The sequence below is a fragment of the Shewanella piezotolerans WP3 genome, from assembly GCF_000014885.1.
Lineage (GTDB): Bacteria > Pseudomonadota > Gammaproteobacteria > Enterobacterales > Shewanellaceae > Shewanella > Shewanella piezotolerans.
Genome location: NC_011566.1, coordinates 623,740 through 641,895 on the forward strand (window position 1 = coordinate 623,740; position 18,156 = coordinate 641,895).

The following is an 18,156-nucleotide window of genomic DNA, read 5'->3' on the forward strand; positions in this document are numbered from 1 at the left end:
TAACTTATTAATTAAAGCTTAATCCTATATTAAAGCTTGGTCTTTCATATTAATCTTTATGTTGTGTTGGTTTGGTTTTATTGTTTTTGAATTCGCTGTTATGTTCGAGAAGTGGGGATGGCTATTTTTTATATTTAAATAAGTTGTATCCACACTCTAATTTACTCTAGCGTAATTTAACTTTATTTAATTTAACCTTATTTAATTTAGGTTTATTTATAATTGCAGGACATATGCAGGACATATGCAGGACATATGCAGGAGTAGATATCATGAATAGTCAGATTATTATGCTGTAGAGCATAAACTCTTTTGCTTTAGAGTATAGCTTTAGATCAATGAGTTTGCAGTGTTAGACAGGAAAAAAAATGCCAGTCGGTGGGTGACTGGCATTTGGCTTTGGAGATGTTGTTTTACTTAGCTAAATTTGCAATTAACGTAGCTCTGCAGGCCAATCTTTCTCTACACGCTCTTTAATGAACTCTTCTTTAGAGGTCTTCATTGCGTCTAGGTCAAGACCCGCCAGCGGTTGTACTTTAGCTTTGCTGTCGTACTTAGTTGCGTCGTAGACGTAATCAGCATCGTACTTACCAAGCAGTGCGTCAGCCTCGATGATTGCCGCATCTAAAATAGTATTAGATTTGGTTAGCAAGCGAATAGCTTCTGCTGGGTTATGAGCATAGATGCCGTGAGAGGCCGTTGCGCTGTCCCAGAACCACTGAGCATTACGTACTTTTCCTAACAGGCTGTTCATCTCTGTTGCAAGCTCATTGTCAGCTGCCAAAGCACCTTCATAAGCGGCTTTAGCTTCACCAATTGTTTTACCTGCTTCTAATCCTTCAATACCGTTGGCGGCCCAAATTGCTTGTGCTTTAAAGTGTACTTCGGTAAGGCGTGGGTCTGTGCCTGTAGCATCAAAACGAAGTGCGTTGATATCAGCCTTACGTTTTTCAAACTTAGACTCAAATGCATCTGCATCATGACAGCCAGTACAGCTGGCAGGGAGTTTGTTTGCATCAAATGCGACTTTATGATTTGAGTACTCTTGCCCTTCTGAGTTGGTTGATTTCGGCATGTGACAAGTATTACAGCTGAAATCTAAGTGGTTTGACATCACATGGTCAGTTCGATCCATCATGTTTTCATATTCTGGATGCTGCGCTTTTAGTGATGGGGCACCAGAGATAGCGTTGGTCCAATCTTTAAAGCTCTTCTCGTCGTAGAAAGCCAATTGCGCTTCGGCGGCGAAACCTTCATACAAACCATCTGTTCCAGTATAGCTGACCACTTCTTTATAATCTGTTTTAACACCTGGTACCCAATGATCCCACGGGTAGCGTACTTTCTTGGAGTCATTGCCGTCGAAATAGTATTCAACATGACACTGGGCACATGTTTGGCCTGCTTGGCTGTCGTGATTTTCTGCAGTGAATGTTTTATCAATCACATCCATAGCACGAGAAGCATACGGACGGCTTAGTCTTAGCGTGTTTTCACCCAACTCATGACAGTCTGCACAGCCGATTGTGTTTGGCATCTCTTCGCCCCACACTGACCAGCCATTGTCAGCAAATTTACCTTCTCCGACCTCTTCAAACATACGGCCAACATCTGGAGATTTACAAGACCAGCAGCTTGCTTTCATCGCTTCGCCGACGATTTCGCCATCGTGACCAATAAGTGGAGCCCCTGTACGTAGTGTTTTAATGATGTCTGTTAATGCGAAGTGATGACCTCGAGCGCGATTATAGTCTTTAGCGAAGCCGTAACCCGCCCAAGCACTGACTAAGTTCGGATTAGCTTCTAACAAATCTGTTGGCACACCGGATTCTGGGTTACTTTCTTCTGTTTGTGCCCAGGTGGTGTATTGATCTGGGAAGGTTTCCTGCCAATTATCACTGTTGTAGAAATCAGTTTCCACCGGTGGCTCAACAGGTGGTTCTACTGGTGGCTCAACTGGCGGTATAACGACACAGACATTTGTGTCAGGATCTAGCTCTGTTCCATCAGGACAGGTTTTAGTTTTATCATCATCATCGCTACAAGCTGATAATGCAGTCATTACCGCTACTGCGATTGCAAGTTTTTGTAGTTTCATCACAACTCCTCTAAATAATCTATTGTTATTTATTATTTTCTTGCTTATTGATTCTCTAATACTCATTTGTATTGAGAATTGTTATTTTTGTATCGTTTGCTTTTTGTTTTTGCATTTAAGGTTTTACGTTCGAGATTTATATTTAATTTGTTTTTACCTCGGGGTAGATAATTAACATGAGGTCTGTATTTGCCATACGTTTTATTAATGATAACGTGAGTGTGATCAATAAAATTACAAAACTTAGTTGTTAATAAAATAAGAAAAATCTAACAAATACCCATTAAGAGGTATGCCTTTGTGGGTACCCTGTAAGCCTGTGTTTATCTGGGGTTTGCGTGTAAGTTGTTGTTCTAATTTAGTGTGTGGTGTAGCTTAACGTTTTAAGTATCAGTGCGTGATTTGTTGGGTAAATGTAGCGTTATGGCTATGTATTTAAGTCAAGTGTGATTTTAATAGCCGACTTTACTAAATCCATATAGTCATTGATTTTTATTTTTATATATAAGTTCTTTCTTTTATTAATTTTAAGATTAACAGCGTTTTTCTTAATTTATTTAAATCTATTTTTTGTTTTTATTGCAAGTCTAGCTTTTACTTGCTAGGTGAATAACTGGTGGTAATAATTTATGTTGTTTTTAATTAATATATTAGTTTGATGTTTTTTTGTTGTTACTAATAAATATTTAATTAAAGTAGAGTGAGCGTAAATACGTTTATCACTAAGCAAAGTGTTTTGAATGACTAAATAAAAGGTGTAAAGAGCAGAATCGTCTGTAAGTTTGTTTAGTTAGAGGCAGCTAGAGTGCGCAATTGTCATTGAGTTGGGTTTAAATGGCTAGCAAGAATGAGCTTGTTAGCCATTGTGGGCAAATAGCAAATTTGGCGATATGTCGTGCTTGTTATTGTGGTGAAGTTAAGGGAGTACGAATATTAAGCAGCGTGAACTAAACCACAGTTTGTTGGTTATTGACTGCAATACTATATAGTTATTGGCGTACGCCAATAACTAAGAGCTGTTTAGAAAGGAGCAGCGCCTAACCATAAAATAGGCTTATAGATGCCAAGACCCAAGAAATGTAGAAACTTATCCTGCCGTGCTCCGTATAGCATGTTAAAACCTAATGGGATCCCTTCAGTTGAGCTGGAAAAGATCCATATTGATGCTGATGAGTTTGAAGCTCTGAATTTAGGTGATGTGCAAAAAATGAGTCAACTCGATGCTGCTGCTTCTATGGGGATATCTCGACAAACATTTGGCTATTTGCTGGCTAGTGCACGTAAAAAGGTGGCGACGGCGATCACTCAAGGTCACGGGTTAGTGTTGCCACAATCAACAGATACCAAAAGGGAAGTTTTATGATTATTGCAATGCCGATGAGCCGCGGTCGATTAGCGGGTCACTTCACTAAGGCACCACGTATCGGTTTTTATAACGAGTACCATCATCTTGTAACTAGTTTCGACAATCCAGCACTAGCTGGCGGCTGCAGTGCTAAAAAGGCGATGTTAGATCTATACCCATCCGACCTGAAAATGCAGGATTCAGTGGGAGTTTAATGGGCTTTAGTCAAGGCATTGATTGCAGCTAATGGTCGCTCCCTTGGTAAAATCAATAACACAGAGTAGAGCCCATTAAAATCCATCGAAGAAGGTTTTGTCCAAGCCCACTTCGTTGTTGCGGCAACTTAAAAGGGAATAACCATTTCCACGTTAACGCGCCTAGAATTGAACTAGCACAACACCTCTGAAACGAGCATTTTCAAGTGGGATGGGTATAATTAAACAGCAAAAGACAGATGTTGTGATGGTGCAACATATTGGCGAACGCATGCTGGGGAAGTTGCTCGCTGCAGGGATTAGTGTCAGCAAAGGCGACAGCGCTTTGAGTATCGAACAGCTGTTAGATCAAAGCACTGATACAACTTATAGAATGCTAGATGCTTCTGAAGGACGGACTTCGCTGAATCACCTTAAAAAAGGAGGTTGTTGTGGCGGAGAAACGGGTGGATGTAGCTGCGGTGGTGCAGATGCAAAAACAACGATCTTGAGTCCAGACAATAAGCAAAATACTGCGGCTGACAAGCTTAATTATGCAGGGTTTAGAGTCATAAATTAGTGCTGCTTCAACAGCAGGTTTAAAGAGTTAAACTGGCAGTGGTGGGCTAGACCACCACTGCCGTTATGCCGATTCGAGCGATTTCAACCTAGTTCTGTGTCACTTTGATAATTAACGCATTTGCTATTTTTTGCGGATGATTTGAATCAGTGTCGGTGCAATTGAGGCTAGGATCATGCTGGCCATAAGCAAGTATTGATGAGGCGTAAAGGACTCACCTAGCAACACCATCCCACTGACAATACCGGCGACAGGGTTAGCTATGCCCCCAAAAGTGAAGTCAACCACCGTCATACGCTGCAGTAACCAGACATACATAATATAGCCAAGTACGGTATTAAGCATGATTATCCAGCCTAGGCCAAACGCATTTTCCATACTAAAGCCCTGTATTGCTGCAAAGTATTGCTCTGGTGAAAATAGCGAGTGAATAGCGGCGGCAATAGACAGCAGTACGCCACCGACAATTAGTTGCCAAGTGAGTACCGTCCACCAGTGAATTCTGGTGCCAAGGGCTTTTGTTATCGTGCTGCCTACGATAATGCAGCTAATCGCTGCCAGCATAGCTAATAAACCTATAGGGTCTAAGCTGATAGCGCTTGGGTCAAATAGCATCCAAGCTAATATCACCAATACTGCCCCAAATATTGCCTGCAATCTGCTTGGCCGCTTTTTACTTACGACCCAATGAAACAGCATCGCAAATACAGGCACTGAAACCATTCCAACCCCAGAAATTGCAGAGGGTAGGGTTAACGCCATAATAAAAATAAGGCTAAAGAACAGCGCAATATTGATGGCACCAAGCTTAATGAGGATTGACCAATCCGCTTTGTTCGGCAGACTCGGCTTTAGGGCTAATAGTATTAAACCTGCAGGTAAAGCGCGGATAGCACCAAGCAATAAAGGCGGCCAATCTGGCAGAGTAAACTGCGTCATGGCATAAGTGGTGCCCCAGAAAAAAGCCGGGATCATGGCGAGGAAAATATTCATAAACTACCTTACTGCTAAGTATCTTTACGTAAAGATATATGTAGTTTGAACCTGTTCTTTATTTTTGTAAAGTATCTTTTTATCAAGTATCTTAATGTGAAGATTTGTTTGTTGCTAATAGTTCAGCTAACTAACTGAGATAGGGTGTGAAATGGACGATATAGATAAAGTCGCCGCGCAGTGGAATAAAGAGAAGCCCCAGCTGGAAACGTTACCGATGGAAATTTTTGGCCGGATGATGCGTTTGCAGAAGTACCTAGAAGCAGAGATCGCAGCCTGTCACAAACAGTACGGCCTCACATTGGGTGAGTTTGATGTGCTAGCTACCCTTAGGCGCTCTGGTGAACCATTCAATTTGACCCCGTCAGCGCTTTTGTCTTCGATGATGTTGACCTCCGGTGCGATGACTAACCGTTTAGATAGGCTGCAGGCAAAAGGGCTGATTGAGCGGGTGCATAGTACTGAAGATCGCCGCAGTGTATCTGTAGGGCTAACCGATAAAGGTTTTGCCATTATAGATGAAGCGATAGAGGAGCATGTACGTGTGCAGCATAAACTGGTTGAGGGACTGTCCGATACTGATAAGCCTGAATTGAGCGGGTTATTAAAGATCTGGCTGAGTAGTTTTGAGGCATCAGCCTAATGCTACGAATTATACCAATTGCATTAAAAGTTTGACCATTCAGCGGGAATTCAAAACGCTGTAGGAAAGTAGTGGGATTTGAGCTAATAGTTATTCTCGGCTCTGGCATCCTGCTTCGCTCTACCTCCTAAATCCATTTAGTCGTATATCCAAATCCCATAGCGAATCATACAGCGTTTGCCAATTTGTTTAACCTCAGCCGCACTACGTGAGTTCCTCAGTCTTTCCACTTCTGCTTTGCATTGGCTTAAAAGGGAACAACCATTTCTTTACCAATGCGCTTTGAATTGAAAAGACTGAGGGGCTCTGAACTGGTCAAATACTTAATGCAATTGGTATTACGAGTGGAATTGAAGTACTAGTGCTGTGAGAGGCAAACCACAAAAGCTGTGGAGAAGGAGTGATTCTCCTCTCCACATTAGCCTTATTCTGATAGGTATTACTGCTGCAGCTGTGCTTTAGCTGCTTCAACTTTTGAGAAGTCTAAACCTAATTCAAGAACTGCTTCTTTGATCAGCGTTGGCGTTTGCATAACCAGCGCCATCATTTGCTGTAGTTTTTCTGCCGGAATACCTAACTGACCAATGGTTGCCATCGCCATCATTGGGTTTTCAGTCAAGGTTTGGAACAGTTCACTTATCTGAGCATCGCTGATGTTGTGCTCTTTTAAGATCGCAAGAATTGGGTTCATTGCATTGCCTTTTAATTGAATTAAGTAAAATAGGAGCGAGATTCTAGCACATTAGTTATTTTGAGTAGCTATCATCCCATTAAGGTGACTAAATTTAATATCCAGCCCATAAGGGTAAACGATACCAATAAGATAACGAACAGCAATGCCAATAACCGCCATTGCATCACTTGTTTTAGCATTACAAATTCTGGAAAACTAGCCGCTACTGTGCTCATACAAAAAGCAAGCACGGTACCAAGAGGAACGCCTTGTGTCAGCAGACTTTCCATAATCGGGATCACCCCTGTGGCATTAGCATATAGCGGAATACCCATGACAACCGCCAGCGGAACTGACCACCACTGGCCGTCACCGAGATTGGCTTCAAGCCAACCAGCAGGCACAAAACCGTGCAGCCCAGCGCCAATACCGACACCGATAATGACCCACTTCCACACACGAGAGAAGATCTCAAAGGTTTCCGATTTGGCAAATTGGTGACGCTGTTGCCAAGTCACTGCTGGACGGGGACTGTCTTGCGTGAGAGCCTGTTCGCTTGAGGCCTGCCCCATGGCATAAGCTTTAGCTGCCAGTGGCTGCAACCAACGTTCGGCTTTGAGTAAGTCGAGCAAGGCGCCACCTAAAATACCAATACTGATCCCTGTAACAATATAGAGTAGGGTGATTTGCCAACCTAATAAGCTAAATAGCAGCAAAATAGCCACTTCATTAATGAGTGGAGAGGTCAGCAAAAAGGCCATGGTGATGCCAACCGGGATCCCCGCCGAAGTAAAACCTAGAAATACTGGAATACTGGAGCAGGAGCAAAAGGGAGTGATGGCACCGAAACCCGAACCTAGGCTATAACCAACAAACTTAGGCTTGCCCGCTAGGTAGCCACGAACTCGTTCAATATTAAGAGAAGCCCGCAGCCAGCCAATGGCATAAATCATTAGGATCAACAGAGCGAAAATTTTGCTGGTGTCTTCAACAAAGAAGTGCACCGCTTGGCCTAATTGAGTTTGGTTTGACAGTGCAAAGCAGTCATAAACCAACCAATCGGCAAAAAGAGTGAACCAAATTAACATAGCTTTACCTTAATAGTGGAACCAGATAAAACCAGCACAGTGGCTAAATGCAGTTTTACTGCCGCTAAAACTCGCCTGTAGGCGTATTTACGGCTTGCGACTTCTGGGGTGAATAAGCTCATAAGGGAATAACCGTTGTGTCATTACTCAGTTTGAAATAGCTTGCCTTGAATGAGCTTGCCAAATAACAGTTAGTTGCTTGGTTGAATTAGCTGACTAATCTCACTTGCTGACGGGACATTGCCAGCGGTAACAACCGTGCCATCAATAACAATGGCTGGCGTAGACATAACGCCATAGTCGAGAATAGCGGCCATATCGGTAACTTTTTGCAATTCAAAGTCCACTGATAATTCCTTAGCAATACGCTCTATTTCTGCTGCTAAATTGGTACATTTTTTACAGCCACTGCCTAATACTTCAATTTTCATTTTTAGCCTCTTTGATAGATTTGGAGATATAGCCTTTAAGCCTTGATTAAAGCTGCATGGGTACGGGCATTCTTTTCTAAAACAGTTTCGATACAGCCAAACATGTTTAATAAACATGGCGTTTCTAGACGATAATAGATCTGCTTACCGTCGCGGCGACTACTGATAATGCCAGCCTGCTTTAGTAGCGATAGGTGTTTGGAGACGGTAGAGATGTCGGCATTAACCCCATCGGTGAGATCACAGACGCAACGCTCTTGCTGTTGCAGCTGCTCTAACAACCATAAGCGGGTAGGGTGGGCGAGTGCTTTTAGCACCGCAGCTCGGGCATTGAGCCTAAGTTGCTCTTGTTCCGTCATTATTTTCCCTCGGTAGCGTGGCTAAGAGTGACTCGTCTGCATGGATAATTATCTAACTTGCATTCACTTTGTCATTTGGCGTAATAGCCAAGTGTTAGGCATTATAGTCAATAGCCAATGGATTATTGTGACAAAGGTAGCAGTTTGATGGACTAGCCTATTTCTAGTGGGTTAATAATTCCAGTATGTAAAATGTTGCGAAAATGTTTTAGAATCAGTTAGCTCCAGAGAGGGAGCCTTCAATTAATAATAAGAAACAAAGGACTGGCTCGATGTTTAAGCGAATATGGCTTAAGGCAGCTACAAGTGCTGCACGATTATTTATCTTATCTATTACTACATGCTGTTTGCTCATTAATTTTTCAGTATTCTCCTTAGCCAATGCCAACAGCGTTTCTGCTGTGACAGAACGCCTATCGTTAGATGAAAACTGGCATAGCGGCACTTATCGCGAGCAGGGTGTAACCTATACACCGCAGCCAACATGGGTGCAATCAGTGCCTGTTAGCGAGCCTGATATTGAACCCACTAGTCAGCTTGCCGATGGTATTTTTCATCTATTGCTCGATAATCAATATCGGGTAAGCGAGAGTGGTGAGCAGAGTAAGTTTAATCGCTATGTTATTAAAGCGGTTTCAGCTAAAGGACTGGAGTATGTCTCACAAATTAATGTGAGTTACGATCCTAGCTATGAGCGGATAGCTTTTCACGGGATTAAGGTTATCCGAGATGGCGTAGAAATTGATAAAACCTTAGATAGTCAGTTCAGCTTAGACAAAAGCGATAGTGGCAGTGATCTTCTTTATGATGGCTCACTGAATGCGTTTTGGGCGGTTAATGATATTCGAATTGGCGATATCGTTGAGTATAGCTTTACAAGGTTTGGACAGAACCCTGTATTTGCCTGTACCTTCACCGGCTCTAGAACACTGCAGTGGCAAGTGCCAATCCATCAGCAGTTTTTGAGAGTGCTTTGGGGGAAATCTACTCCTTTGTATTTTAAGATGCACAATACCGAACAAAGCTTTACCGAGAGTCGTTTAGGTAGTGAAACGGACTATCAATTGCTGGTGGAGCAACAACCTATATTAGCGGTGAGTAATGATGCCGCTGCTTGGTATGATCCGTACGCTAAAGCCCAGTTCTCTGAAAGTAAAGATTGGCAGTCGGTGGTAGATTGGGCACGGCCAATGTTTGAGCGCCAACTTGATGAGTCAGCGGCTTTGCAGAGTAAGGTGAAACAGATCGCTGAGCAAACTGACGACTTAGCTCAGCAAGTTATGCTCGCGCTTAATTTTGTGCAACAAGATATCCGTTATCTGGGCATCGAGTTAGGTAGCAATAGCCATTTCCCTGCGAAAGCCAGTGATACATTAGCTAAGCGCTATGGTGACTGTAAAGATAAGTCGGTGCTGCTAATCGCACTACTGAAAGGACTCGGTGTTGAAGCCTCTCCTGTTTTAGTCAACAGTCAAACAGGCGAAAGCCTAGCTGACAGCTTGCCGTCGGCAAAAGGCTTTAACCATGCCATTGTTAAGGCCAAGATAAATAACAAGAGTTATTGGTTTGACCCTACATTGTTGTACCAGCAAGTGGCGTTAGATGCGGTGTATCAACCTAACTATGGATATGCACTGGTATTAAAGCCTGGGATTGATGCCCTAGAAAAAATGCCTGCTGAGCACAGTGGCAGCAAAATTGTTTTTGCCGAAGCGTATGACTTTTCAGATGGGGTGGCAAAGCCTGCAGTTTTCACCTCCAAAGTGACCTATTCTGGCTACGAAGCGCGCAGCAAAAGAGCGGCGATAGTGGAAAGTGGCGTACAGTCATTGTCTGAGCAGTATGCCAAGTATTACGACAAAATATTTAATGGATTAACTATTAATACTCCATTGGCAATCACTAGAGATAATGCTCTAGGTACGCTGAGTATCAGTGAAGACTATTTGTTGAGAGCACCTTGGACTGAAGGAGATAATGAGGGGTTTACAATTTACTTGTATGAAACCCAAGTGTCTCCTTATCTGTCTATCCCAGAAAGCCTAAGTCAAAGAGCATTGCCGCTAAGCTACCCATTGCAGATCGAGGGCGATATTGTGGTCAGTCTTAGAGACAGCAATTGGAGTTTCACTGATGAAGTGATTGAGGAGGATAACCCCTTCTTTAAGTTGATTTATCAGGTTGCTTATAACAAGAAACAGCATCAGCTCACACTGTCATACGATTACCGCACTAAGGTCGACCGAGTCGAGGTTGAACAGTTAGATGGCTATATTGCGGCACTCAAAAAAGTCGAATCGATAGATAGCTACGGAATTGTTGATTACCCTAATGCTACAAGCACAGCTACAACAACTGATACCTTAGCGGCTGACTCATTAGAGTCGGCTAACCCCTGGGTTTTAGCTGGAATATTACTGCTGTTAGGTTTCGTGTATACATTGGTCAGTTTACTGTTGGAGCCCAGCAGTGGTCATGATAGTCAGTTCTATCCGGTATCATTAGTTAAGTTTTTCGTGTTGTCAGTATTTAGTCTTGGGCTGTATTCAGCCTATTGGAGCTACAAGAATTGGCAGTACATTAAATATGAGAAAGACAGGCCGGATATATGGCCTGTTGCGAGGGCTGTATTTTCACCGTTCTGGTATTACCCCTTATATTTGTGGCTTGAAATTGATCGTGATCAGCGTAAGCCGCACCCCTATCTTATTCCTGCATGGTCGGCCGTTATCCTGTTTGTTGGATACCTGATTTATAACGGGGTGAGTTGGGAGACTGATTGGGGTAACTGGGATTACCTAATTCCGTTCATTGTTTTCGCCCCGTTAGTCATGTACGTGAATAAGATAAACAAACAAAATAACGAGGCTTATTTAGCTAACTCGCAGTGGCATGCGCGTAATTGGGTGTTTATGGCTTGTATGTTGCCATTGCTGATGTACGCCGCAGCGCAGGATTTTGGCTTAACCGCACAGGATGACATTATTAAAGGTGAAAACCTTTGGTCGCATGATATTGATTTTATGCAACAAAATAAGGTGTTCACTGAAATGGAAATGCCAATTTTATTTTATAGCGACGATTGGCTGAGCAATCGAGCTGATGGCAATGGTTTCACGCCAGAGACCGTATTCTCCTATTGGGTTGAGAATGACGAGTTACAAGTGGCTTCAAGCCCACTAAAAGACGTTGCTGATATTGAAGTTGATTATGCCGATTCAGGTGAAGAATCTGAGGTCACTGAAGTTACCATTCATGTTGAAGGTGGCGATGAGTTTGTATTGTATGCCACTAGCACAGATGAGAAAGATAAAGTTTTCGTGAAGCAACTAATGCAACAGTGGCAGAGTCAGCGAGATGATAAAACTGCGCTATAAAGCGACTGGCTTGCACTGTGAATGGTGAAAATTTTAATGCAATTGGTATAAGCTTATGCCGAAGCCTCTCTTAAACTGCACCTATCTATTTAACCCCGCTAGAGGTACCACTAGCGGGGCTTTAATGCTGGCTTATAACGGATTTAAATATGCTTTTACGGCTTTAAGTCTGACGGTTGCTGCGCCAATGATATCGAGCACCCCCAATATTGAGTGAGGTTTATCGGCACTGACCCAAGCAGAGCCTGTAGCGCCAATGGGTAGCATCGCCATGGTGTTTTCATCGACTTCAAGTACGACGGTTCTGCCTACTGGCATCGAGCCAAGGTTGATATGACGTGACACCATCTGCTCACGAGGTAATAAATCGCCCTGAGACTCTCCTGTTGCTTCTACCTTACTGTGTACTCGCGCTCTAAATATCTGCCCAGGGTAGGCATCGATATAGAACTCAGAAAACTGCCCCGGTTGAATATAAGCGTAGGATTGATCTGGGATCCGCATCTCGACAAACTTTTTGCCGGTATTCCACAGGTGCATAGAGCCTACTCGAGTGCCATCAGCAATATAAACGTGAGTGACCATACCATCAAATGGCGCCCGTACTTGTAGTCTCTCTAATTCAAAATTTTGCTTACGCAGTTGCGCATACTGAACCTCAAGTTGAGCGGCTTGCACTTTTAGCTCAGCCGCTATGATTTCGACTTTATCGGCAGCATTTTCAAGATCGCGTTCGCTGACGTGTTCTCCAAGTTCTGCTTTACGTTGGTAGTTACGTTTTGCTTGAGCGAGTTGAACTTCGGTGGCTTCGATTGCTCGTTCTATCTCTTGCACTTTTGCATTAATTTCATCAATGGCGCTGGCGACCTTATCGTCGACCAAGGTGTAGATTAGCTCGCCTTTTTTTACATGCTGGTTGTGATCCACTGAAATGGACTCAATCTGTTGCCCTATCGCTGGCGATAACACGGCATGTGGTGCACGTATGGTTGTCGAGTCGGTGAGATCCGCAGGTGAATAGAAGCGATGCGCCAAGAACAGAGTCGTGGCAATTAAACAGCCTACCAACACACTAATAAAGTAGTTTCGCGGTCTTTTCTTGATCACATTGAATTTAAACAGTAACCAACAAATAAAAATATAGGGCAGCATTATCTCTTTCATGCGCGCGTCCCCCTAATCCACTGTTGTACTTTGTCCCAATCAGTGACGATTGCGATTACCGCTAAAACCCACAGAGGTTTCCAGAACAGACCAAGCATACACAGCCAAAATACCAGCTTTGCTTGCTGCATACCGCGCTCTTTGGCTAAGTATTTGGGAAGGGAGTGCAGATGCCATAGCTTAATAGCGACCCAGCAAAAAACACCGACGGTGACGGCGGTGATGACCCACATAAAAGCAACGGAATTGAGTAACCCTATAGTGCCAGGTAAGTTGGTATAGATTAAGTCGGTATCATGGATTTTCATTAAACTCTCATAAGCCAATTGGCTAGGATAAAGCTGGTTAGGAATTAGGTTGATCTTAACCTTGGTAAGCTGAATCAAGCTTGAACTACGAAAGCGAAAATAGTGATGCAGTGCAGACTGTGAAGCCTTTGAAGTCATTAGCATTCTGTAGTGCTGTTCTCTCGATGTTTGATTTGGTTATACCAATTGCATTAAGTATTTGAGCAGTTCAGAGCCCCTCAGTCTTTTCAATTCAAAACGCATTGGTAAAGAAATGGTTATTCCCTTTTAAGCCAATGCAAAGAAGAAGTGGAAAGACTGAGGGGCTCACGTAGTGCGGCTGAGGTTAAACAAATTGGCAAACGCTGTATGCTTCGCTATGGGATTTGGATATACGACTAAATGGTCTATTTTGTTCCATACAAAATAAGACATTCCGGCCCTCCTTGGCGGTCAGATTTAGGAGGTACGAGACCAAGGATGGTCGAAGGTAGAATAATGCAGGAGCAATTATCGAGAGCGAAGCAGGATGCCAGAGCCGAGAATAACTATTAGCTCAAATTCCACTACTTGCCTACAGCGTTTTGAATTGCCGCTGAATGGTCAAACTTTTAATGCAATTGGTATTAGTCTTTGCTGGCTGATTGGTATAACTTGCCGCACTGAAAATGACTCTGCAACGAGGAGGCGAAGCTGCTAGTGGGCTTTGGTTTTGATATTAGAGGCTGTTGACCCTTCGAGGTAAGATTTTGTGCGATTGTTTACCGTAAGGAATCATGCTTCTAGGGCAAGGCTTGAGCAGTGGTGCTTAGCGAGCTAAGTGAAAGCTCGTAACGCTGTGATAAAAGCATTGAAACAACCCCAAAGTGCCGCGCTTCTTGGCATTTTACTGTGTTGTAGTTTTTTGTGGAGAATAACTAAACAGCATAAGCTTCGTTAAAGTAGCCAACAAATTGCGGCGAAACAACCGTGAGAGCTCAGCCGCTGCTAACGTTTTGTTGCCACAAAAAACGCCGCATCTGCGGCGTTTTTACGATAAGCGACTGTTTATTCAGCTTTGCATTTAAGCTTTGGTAATTGACGGCTGCTCTCGCCATCTACAAGCTTTATAAAGCAGCTATCACCCTGTACATACAGTTGTACCATTTGTGGCATCTCATAGTTTCTGCCCATGATTAGCTGGCCAGTAGCATCTTTATGCGGTGCACGTTCAATGGACAATAAACTGCTTTGCACAAATGCCGAGGGGCTAATTTTGACATTGTCGGTATTGAGTAAACCGGCGATGGCTTGCTCAAGCTGACTCGTGTTATTGGCGTCGGCCGACAATAACACCGCAGGTATTGCTTTAGTTTCACTTTCAGCAAAAGCACTGCAGCCACTTAACCCCACAATAAAAGTGGCGCTAAAAATCAGTTTAAACATTTGGCTCCACACTGGCCTAGACATTATTGTGCTCCTTGCATATCGCTTAGAATACGGTTGTTCATCCAAAGGGTTTGCTTACGATCGTCTTTCAGCATAAAGCCTTCATCAACAAAATCATTTGCAGCCGATACACGAGATACGCTAGCGGCAATCGCCGGGCAACGTTGGTTATCACGATAATAAAGCGCAGCACTTAGCAGGCGCTCATCCGGATCACCCAGAGCATGATTTAAGTCATCAGTAAGCGCACAGCCTTGCACTTCGCTAGCGAGTGTTGGGCTAGTTGATGGCACAAAACCGTCAGAGTACTCGCCAAAGCCTTTTTCATTTACGCCTTTAAATTGAATGGTGAAGTAAGTCGTGTCGCAATTAGGTGTCGGGTAGAAACCATATGGCTTACCACAGGTAGTACCGCCTATTTGAATCACTTCGATATCGACACCGCGTAAACCATTCATTAGCGCTTCACTCGCAGAGCAGGTACTTGATGTGGTTAATACATAAACCCTTTTTAAGTCCAGGGTTGGCAGCGGGGTTCCACCTGTGAGAAGACTGGTATTAAAACCTAATGTCTCGCCTATAAAAGGGATCGGAGACAGCACTTGATTAGTAATAGGGTTAATACTTGGGTGCTTATCACTAAAGCTCGTTTCTTCGAAAGTCTTATTGTCGGTCGCCTCTTTACCTGCAATCATATAGCCAAGTTGACTTGCCATAGCCACTAATCCACCGCCGTTATAGCGCAGATCGATGACAAGATCGTCTACATTTTCTTGGCTTAGGCTGGTTAACGCATCAAATAGCCCACGTTCAGCAGTCGCAATATGAGAGTTAAATTGCAGGTAACCCACTTTACCGTTAGCAGTTTGAATTGTTTTAGTGTTTTGCACTGGGGTCGAGACGATGGTTTGTGCCGTCAGCGTCACCTCTCGGTCAGCTGAAGCGCCTAAGTCTCGAATGGTGAACGTCGTTTGCTTGCCATCTGCGCTTGGAAATAAGCCTGCATTGAGAATGTCGATACTGGCACTGTCATTTGCATCTTTTACACTTATGCCATCAATTTCTACAATGACTGCGCCGCGAGTAACATTAGCAGCGCTGGCGGGAGAGTTGGGTTCGTTATAAGTCACAGTGACTTTTCGTGCGCCAGCTTGTGAGCCATTATCGAGCTTAAAATTGATACCGTAGCCGACAGAAGCACCAGACTGATTTAGCTGATCCCATTCTTCGGTCGACATAGAGAAGTGGAAATTATCCTTCTTGTTGCCAGTGTCTGATAACTCCTCAGTCACCAGTAGGGCAAAATAATCAGCAACGGAATAAGGTGCGGGATCGCGATCTTCAATTTCACTGTACCAAAGGTAGGTGTTGTTGCTCCATGAACGCAGCCATAGTTTTTCAGTCAAGGCGCTACCCGTTTGGTTAGCACTACATTGGTTGATTAAACTTGACTCACTAGCAAACTGTCCCTGCACCCATGTTGGGCCATTATTGCCACCTGAAGGAGGGGTAATGCTAGGAGAACCTGAATCACCTCCACCCCCACATGCGGATAGGCCAAGGCTTGCAGCAATGATAAGTGGCAGCATTTTTGTAGAGCACAACTTCATAAATAATCCTTTATTATCTCTAGTTCAACGGAACAGATGAATGCAATCAACGTTGGTTGCAACTTTATTACAGTTGCAGCGATTTGTAATGTAAATTTGCATTAATGTTGCGGTTTTTTGTTGTAAGTCCCTGTTATAAAAATTCATTAAAGATTATTTGCCGCTGGGGGAAACAGAATTCAAGCGATAAAGGCTCGACTTGCATTCGTTAGCGCTAGGCTTAGTATATGAATATGCTTAATAATCATTAAGGCAGTTTATGGAATATCCTCTGCAATCAAACAATATTACACAACTTATTGGTCATACTGATCTATTACGGATCGATAGCTTATCGACGTTAAGTGGCTGTGACATTTTACTTAAATGCGAACAGCAAAATCCTGGGGGCTCGATTAAAGATCGCGCCGCATTGCAGATGGTGCTGGATGCGGTTGAGGCTGGAAAATTAACAACCGGCATGACAATTGTTGAAGGCACGGCTGGTAATACTGGCATTGGATTAGCGCTCGTTGCTAAAGCGCTGGGTTTTAAACTGCTGGTGGTCATGCCAAGAGGGCAAGCACCAGAAAAAGAGCAGATGATCAAACTCTATGGCGCAGACCTATTATTGGTAGACGCTTGTCCATTTGCCAATCCTGAGCACTTTTATCATACCGCCAGGCGTCTTGGTGAGGCTAATGAGGACTATTGGTGGGCTGACCAATTTGAGAATGTCAGCAATAGTAAAGCCCACTATCAACATACAGCGCCAGAGATCTGGCAACAGACCAATGGCAATATTGATGCACTGGTTTCTGTCGCAGGTACAGGCGGCACGATTGCGGGCAACTCTCGTTATTTATCGGAGCAAAACCCTAACTTACAAACTTGGCTTGTTGACCCCGATGGTTCTGGCATTTACAGCTTTCTAAAACGAGGGGAATACCAGTCTAGCGGTAGCTCATTTACCGAAGGGATTGGGATAATGCGCTTAGTGGAAAACTTCAAACAAGCAAAAGTCGATAAAGCGATTACTTTGCCAGATCTTGACCTTATTGCGATCGCGCGTCATATTCAGCAGCAAGATGGCATAGTGCTTGGTAGTAGCGCCGCACTTAATGTAGCGGGGGCACTATTTGCAGCGGCTAAAATGGGCAAGGGCAAGCGGATAGTGACTTTTTATTGTGACGTAGCCGAGCGCTCATCATCTAAGTTATACAATGCAGAGTTTTTGGCTGACAAAGGTTTTGAACCTGCAGTTGAGCCACTGCAGCAGATGTTTGAGCGCTATCAGCAACAAGCAAGTGATACGGTTGTGGACGTACGGCCTTAACGGGGTTGCAGTATCTGCTATGGCGCAGGTTATACTGGCGGCAATTGTGTAGTGTAAGAGAATTGATATGATTACTTTCAGCACCAACCTTGGTGATATTGAGATAGAGCTCGATTTTGAAAAGGCGCCAGTGAGCTCGAAGAATTTCCTTAAGTATTGTGAAGATGGTTTCTATGAAGGCAGCATATTTCACCGTGTAATAAAGGGCTTTATGGCGCAAGGTGGTGGTTTTACTGCCGAGATGGAGGAGAAACCTACCCGCGCTGCAATTGTTAATGAAGCCAATAGAGGCCTTAAAAATGTCAGGGGCACTATCGCGATGGCACGTACCGATGCGCCACATTCAGCAACGGGGCAATTTTTTATTAACCTAGCTGACAATTCATTTCTTGATTTTACCGCAACCACTAATGCAGGTTGGGGTTATGCGGTATTTGGCACCGTGACGGCTGGGATGGACGTTGTGACTAAAATAGGCCGAGCTAAAACCACAACTCAAGCTGGCCACGATGATGTACCTAGAGAGCAGATCGTTATTGAGAAGGTCACGATTACTCGTTAACGGTTAACT

Annotated in this window: 17 protein-coding genes; 7 read left to right on the forward strand and 10 right to left on the reverse strand. The window is 43.6% G+C overall.

Annotation, left to right across the window (positions count from 1 at the left end; genetic code table 11):
• Positions 1-433: 433 nt before the first annotated feature.
• A complete protein-coding gene (locus SWP_RS02740) occupies positions 434-2,098 on the reverse strand; it encodes an ammonia-forming cytochrome c nitrite reductase subunit c552 (RefSeq protein ID WP_020910817.1) in 1,665 nt (554 codons plus the stop codon).
• A 1,060-nt stretch (positions 2,099-3,158) separates the two neighbouring features.
• Between SWP_RS02740 and SWP_RS02745 the strand changes: the two genes are divergently transcribed.
• The 3 genes from SWP_RS02745 to SWP_RS02755 all read left to right on the forward strand — a co-directional run bounded on the left by SWP_RS02745 (position 3,159) and on the right by SWP_RS02755 (position 4,217).
• The gene (locus SWP_RS02745; protein ID WP_020910818.1) at positions 3,159-3,461 is read left to right on the forward strand and encodes a DUF134 domain-containing protein; all 303 of its coding nucleotides are present in this window, start codon (positions 3,159-3,161) and stop codon (positions 3,459-3,461) included.
• Complete coding sequence (locus SWP_RS02750) at positions 3,458-3,658, forward strand: NifB/NifX family molybdenum-iron cluster-binding protein (RefSeq protein WP_020910819.1); 201 nt, start codon at positions 3,458-3,460, stop codon at positions 3,656-3,658. The genes SWP_RS02745 and SWP_RS02750 overlap by 4 nt, the downstream gene beginning before the upstream one ends.
• 211 nt (positions 3,659-3,869) lie before the next feature.
• Positions 3,870-4,217, forward strand: a complete 348-nt coding sequence (locus SWP_RS02755; protein ID WP_020910820.1) for a NifB/NifX family molybdenum-iron cluster-binding protein — start codon at positions 3,870-3,872, stop codon at positions 4,215-4,217.
• Between the two features lie 123 nt (positions 4,218-4,340).
• On the opposite strand, the gene SWP_RS02760 is transcribed toward SWP_RS02755, so the two are convergent.
• The gene (locus SWP_RS02760; RefSeq protein WP_020910821.1) at positions 4,341-5,210 is read right to left on the reverse strand and encodes a DMT family transporter; all 870 of its coding nucleotides are present in this window, start codon (positions 5,208-5,210) and stop codon (positions 4,341-4,343) included.
• Positions 5,211-5,361: 151 nt separating this feature from the next.
• Here SWP_RS02760 and SWP_RS02765 point away from each other — a divergent pair, with 151 nt between their 5' ends.
• Positions 5,362-5,853: a MarR family winged helix-turn-helix transcriptional regulator gene (locus SWP_RS02765; RefSeq protein WP_020910822.1), complete on the forward strand. Its 492-nt coding sequence runs from the start codon at positions 5,362-5,364 to the stop codon at positions 5,851-5,853.
• A gap of 439 nt (positions 5,854-6,292) precedes the next feature.
• Here SWP_RS02765 and SWP_RS02770 read toward each other — a convergent pair whose 3' ends face one another.
• From SWP_RS02770 to SWP_RS02785, 4 genes are all read right to left on the reverse strand, one after another.
• Positions 6,293-6,544 carry a DUF2999 family protein gene (locus SWP_RS02770; RefSeq protein ID WP_020910823.1) on the reverse strand — a complete coding sequence of 84 codons (252 nt, stop codon included), beginning with the start codon at positions 6,542-6,544 and terminating at the stop codon, positions 6,293-6,295.
• 71 nt (positions 6,545-6,615) lie between these two features.
• On the reverse strand, positions 6,616-7,614 hold the full coding sequence (locus SWP_RS02775) for a permease (protein ID WP_020910825.1): 999 nt from the start codon (positions 7,612-7,614) through the stop codon (positions 6,616-6,618).
• A 191-nt stretch (positions 7,615-7,805) separates the two neighbouring features.
• Positions 7,806-8,045, reverse strand: coding sequence for a thioredoxin family protein (locus SWP_RS02780; RefSeq protein WP_020910827.1), 240 nt, complete (start codon positions 8,043-8,045; stop codon positions 7,806-7,808).
• Between the two features lie 35 nt (positions 8,046-8,080).
• Positions 8,081-8,404, reverse strand: a complete 324-nt coding sequence (locus tag SWP_RS02785) for an ArsR/SmtB family transcription factor (protein ID WP_020910828.1) — start codon at positions 8,402-8,404, stop codon at positions 8,081-8,083.
• Between the two features lie 272 nt (positions 8,405-8,676).
• Here SWP_RS02785 and SWP_RS02790 point away from each other — a divergent pair, with 272 nt between their 5' ends.
• Positions 8,677-11,781, forward strand: a complete 3,105-nt coding sequence (locus SWP_RS02790; RefSeq protein WP_020910830.1) for a DUF3857 domain-containing transglutaminase family protein — start codon at positions 8,677-8,679, stop codon at positions 11,779-11,781.
• Positions 11,782-11,913: 132 nt separating this feature from the next.
• Here the strand turns inward: SWP_RS02790 and SWP_RS02795 are convergent, their stop codons facing one another.
• The 4 genes from SWP_RS02795 to SWP_RS02810 form a co-directional block, all read right to left on the reverse strand.
• On the reverse strand, positions 11,914-12,945 hold the full coding sequence (locus SWP_RS02795; protein WP_020910831.1) for an HlyD family secretion protein: 1,032 nt from the start codon (positions 12,943-12,945) through the stop codon (positions 11,914-11,916).
• On the reverse strand, positions 12,942-13,391 hold the full coding sequence (locus tag SWP_RS02800; RefSeq protein WP_228371105.1) for a hypothetical protein: 450 nt from the start codon (positions 13,389-13,391) through the stop codon (positions 12,942-12,944). Before SWP_RS02800 ends, SWP_RS02795 begins: the two co-directional genes overlap by 4 nt.
• A gap of 888 nt (positions 13,392-14,279) precedes the next feature.
• Positions 14,280-14,681, reverse strand: a complete 402-nt coding sequence (locus SWP_RS02805) for a hypothetical protein (RefSeq protein ID WP_020910833.1) — start codon at positions 14,679-14,681, stop codon at positions 14,280-14,282.
• Positions 14,681-16,270: a S41 family peptidase gene (locus tag SWP_RS02810; RefSeq protein WP_020910834.1), complete on the reverse strand. Its 1,590-nt coding sequence runs from the start codon at positions 16,268-16,270 to the stop codon at positions 14,681-14,683. The genes SWP_RS02805 and SWP_RS02810 overlap by 1 nt, the downstream gene beginning before the upstream one ends.
• Before the next feature lie 259 nt (positions 16,271-16,529).
• On the opposite strand from SWP_RS02810, the gene SWP_RS02815 reads away from it, so the two are divergent.
• Together SWP_RS02815 and SWP_RS02820 are read left to right on the forward strand one after the other, a co-directional pair.
• Positions 16,530-17,585, forward strand: a complete 1,056-nt coding sequence (locus tag SWP_RS02815) for a cysteine synthase A (protein ID WP_020910835.1) — start codon at positions 16,530-16,532, stop codon at positions 17,583-17,585.
• A gap of 67 nt (positions 17,586-17,652) precedes the next feature.
• A complete protein-coding gene (locus tag SWP_RS02820) occupies positions 17,653-18,147 on the forward strand; it encodes a peptidylprolyl isomerase (RefSeq protein ID WP_020910836.1) in 495 nt (164 codons plus the stop codon).
• Positions 18,148-18,156: the final 9 nt, after the last annotated feature.

Coding starts and splice junctions, on each gene's coding strand:
- SWP_RS02740 (WP_020910817.1), bottom strand. CDS start 2,098: ATGAAACTACAAAAACTTGCAATCGCAGTAGCGGTAATGACTGCATTA.
- SWP_RS02745 (WP_020910818.1), top strand. CDS start 3,159: ATGCCAAGACCCAAGAAATGTAGAAACTTATCCTGCCGTGCTCCGTAT.
- SWP_RS02750 (WP_020910819.1), top strand. CDS start 3,458: ATGATTATTGCAATGCCGATGAGCCGCGGTCGATTAGCGGGTCACTTC.
- SWP_RS02755 (WP_020910820.1), top strand. CDS start 3,870: ATGGGTATAATTAAACAGCAAAAGACAGATGTTGTGATGGTGCAACAT.
- SWP_RS02760 (WP_020910821.1), bottom strand. CDS start 5,210: ATGAATATTTTCCTCGCCATGATCCCGGCTTTTTTCTGGGGCACCACT.
- SWP_RS02765 (WP_020910822.1), top strand. CDS start 5,362: ATGGACGATATAGATAAAGTCGCCGCGCAGTGGAATAAAGAGAAGCCC.
- SWP_RS02770 (WP_020910823.1), bottom strand. CDS start 6,544: ATGAACCCAATTCTTGCGATCTTAAAAGAGCACAACATCAGCGATGCT.
- SWP_RS02775 (WP_020910825.1), bottom strand. CDS start 7,614: ATGTTAATTTGGTTCACTCTTTTTGCCGATTGGTTGGTTTATGACTGC.
- SWP_RS02780 (WP_020910827.1), bottom strand. CDS start 8,045: ATGAAAATTGAAGTATTAGGCAGTGGCTGTAAAAAATGTACCAATTTA.
- SWP_RS02785 (WP_020910828.1), bottom strand. CDS start 8,404: ATGACGGAACAAGAGCAACTTAGGCTCAATGCCCGAGCTGCGGTGCTA.
- SWP_RS02790 (WP_020910830.1), top strand. CDS start 8,677: ATGTTTAAGCGAATATGGCTTAAGGCAGCTACAAGTGCTGCACGATTA.
- SWP_RS02795 (WP_020910831.1), bottom strand. CDS start 12,945: ATGAAAGAGATAATGCTGCCCTATATTTTTATTTGTTGGTTACTGTTT.
- SWP_RS02800 (WP_228371105.1), bottom strand. CDS start 13,391: ATGACTTCAAAGGCTTCACAGTCTGCACTGCATCACTATTTTCGCTTT.
- SWP_RS02805 (WP_020910833.1), bottom strand. CDS start 14,681: ATGTCTAGGCCAGTGTGGAGCCAAATGTTTAAACTGATTTTTAGCGCC.
- SWP_RS02810 (WP_020910834.1), bottom strand. CDS start 16,270: ATGAAGTTGTGCTCTACAAAAATGCTGCCACTTATCATTGCTGCAAGC.
- SWP_RS02815 (WP_020910835.1), top strand. CDS start 16,530: ATGGAATATCCTCTGCAATCAAACAATATTACACAACTTATTGGTCAT.
- SWP_RS02820 (WP_020910836.1), top strand. CDS start 17,653: ATGATTACTTTCAGCACCAACCTTGGTGATATTGAGATAGAGCTCGAT.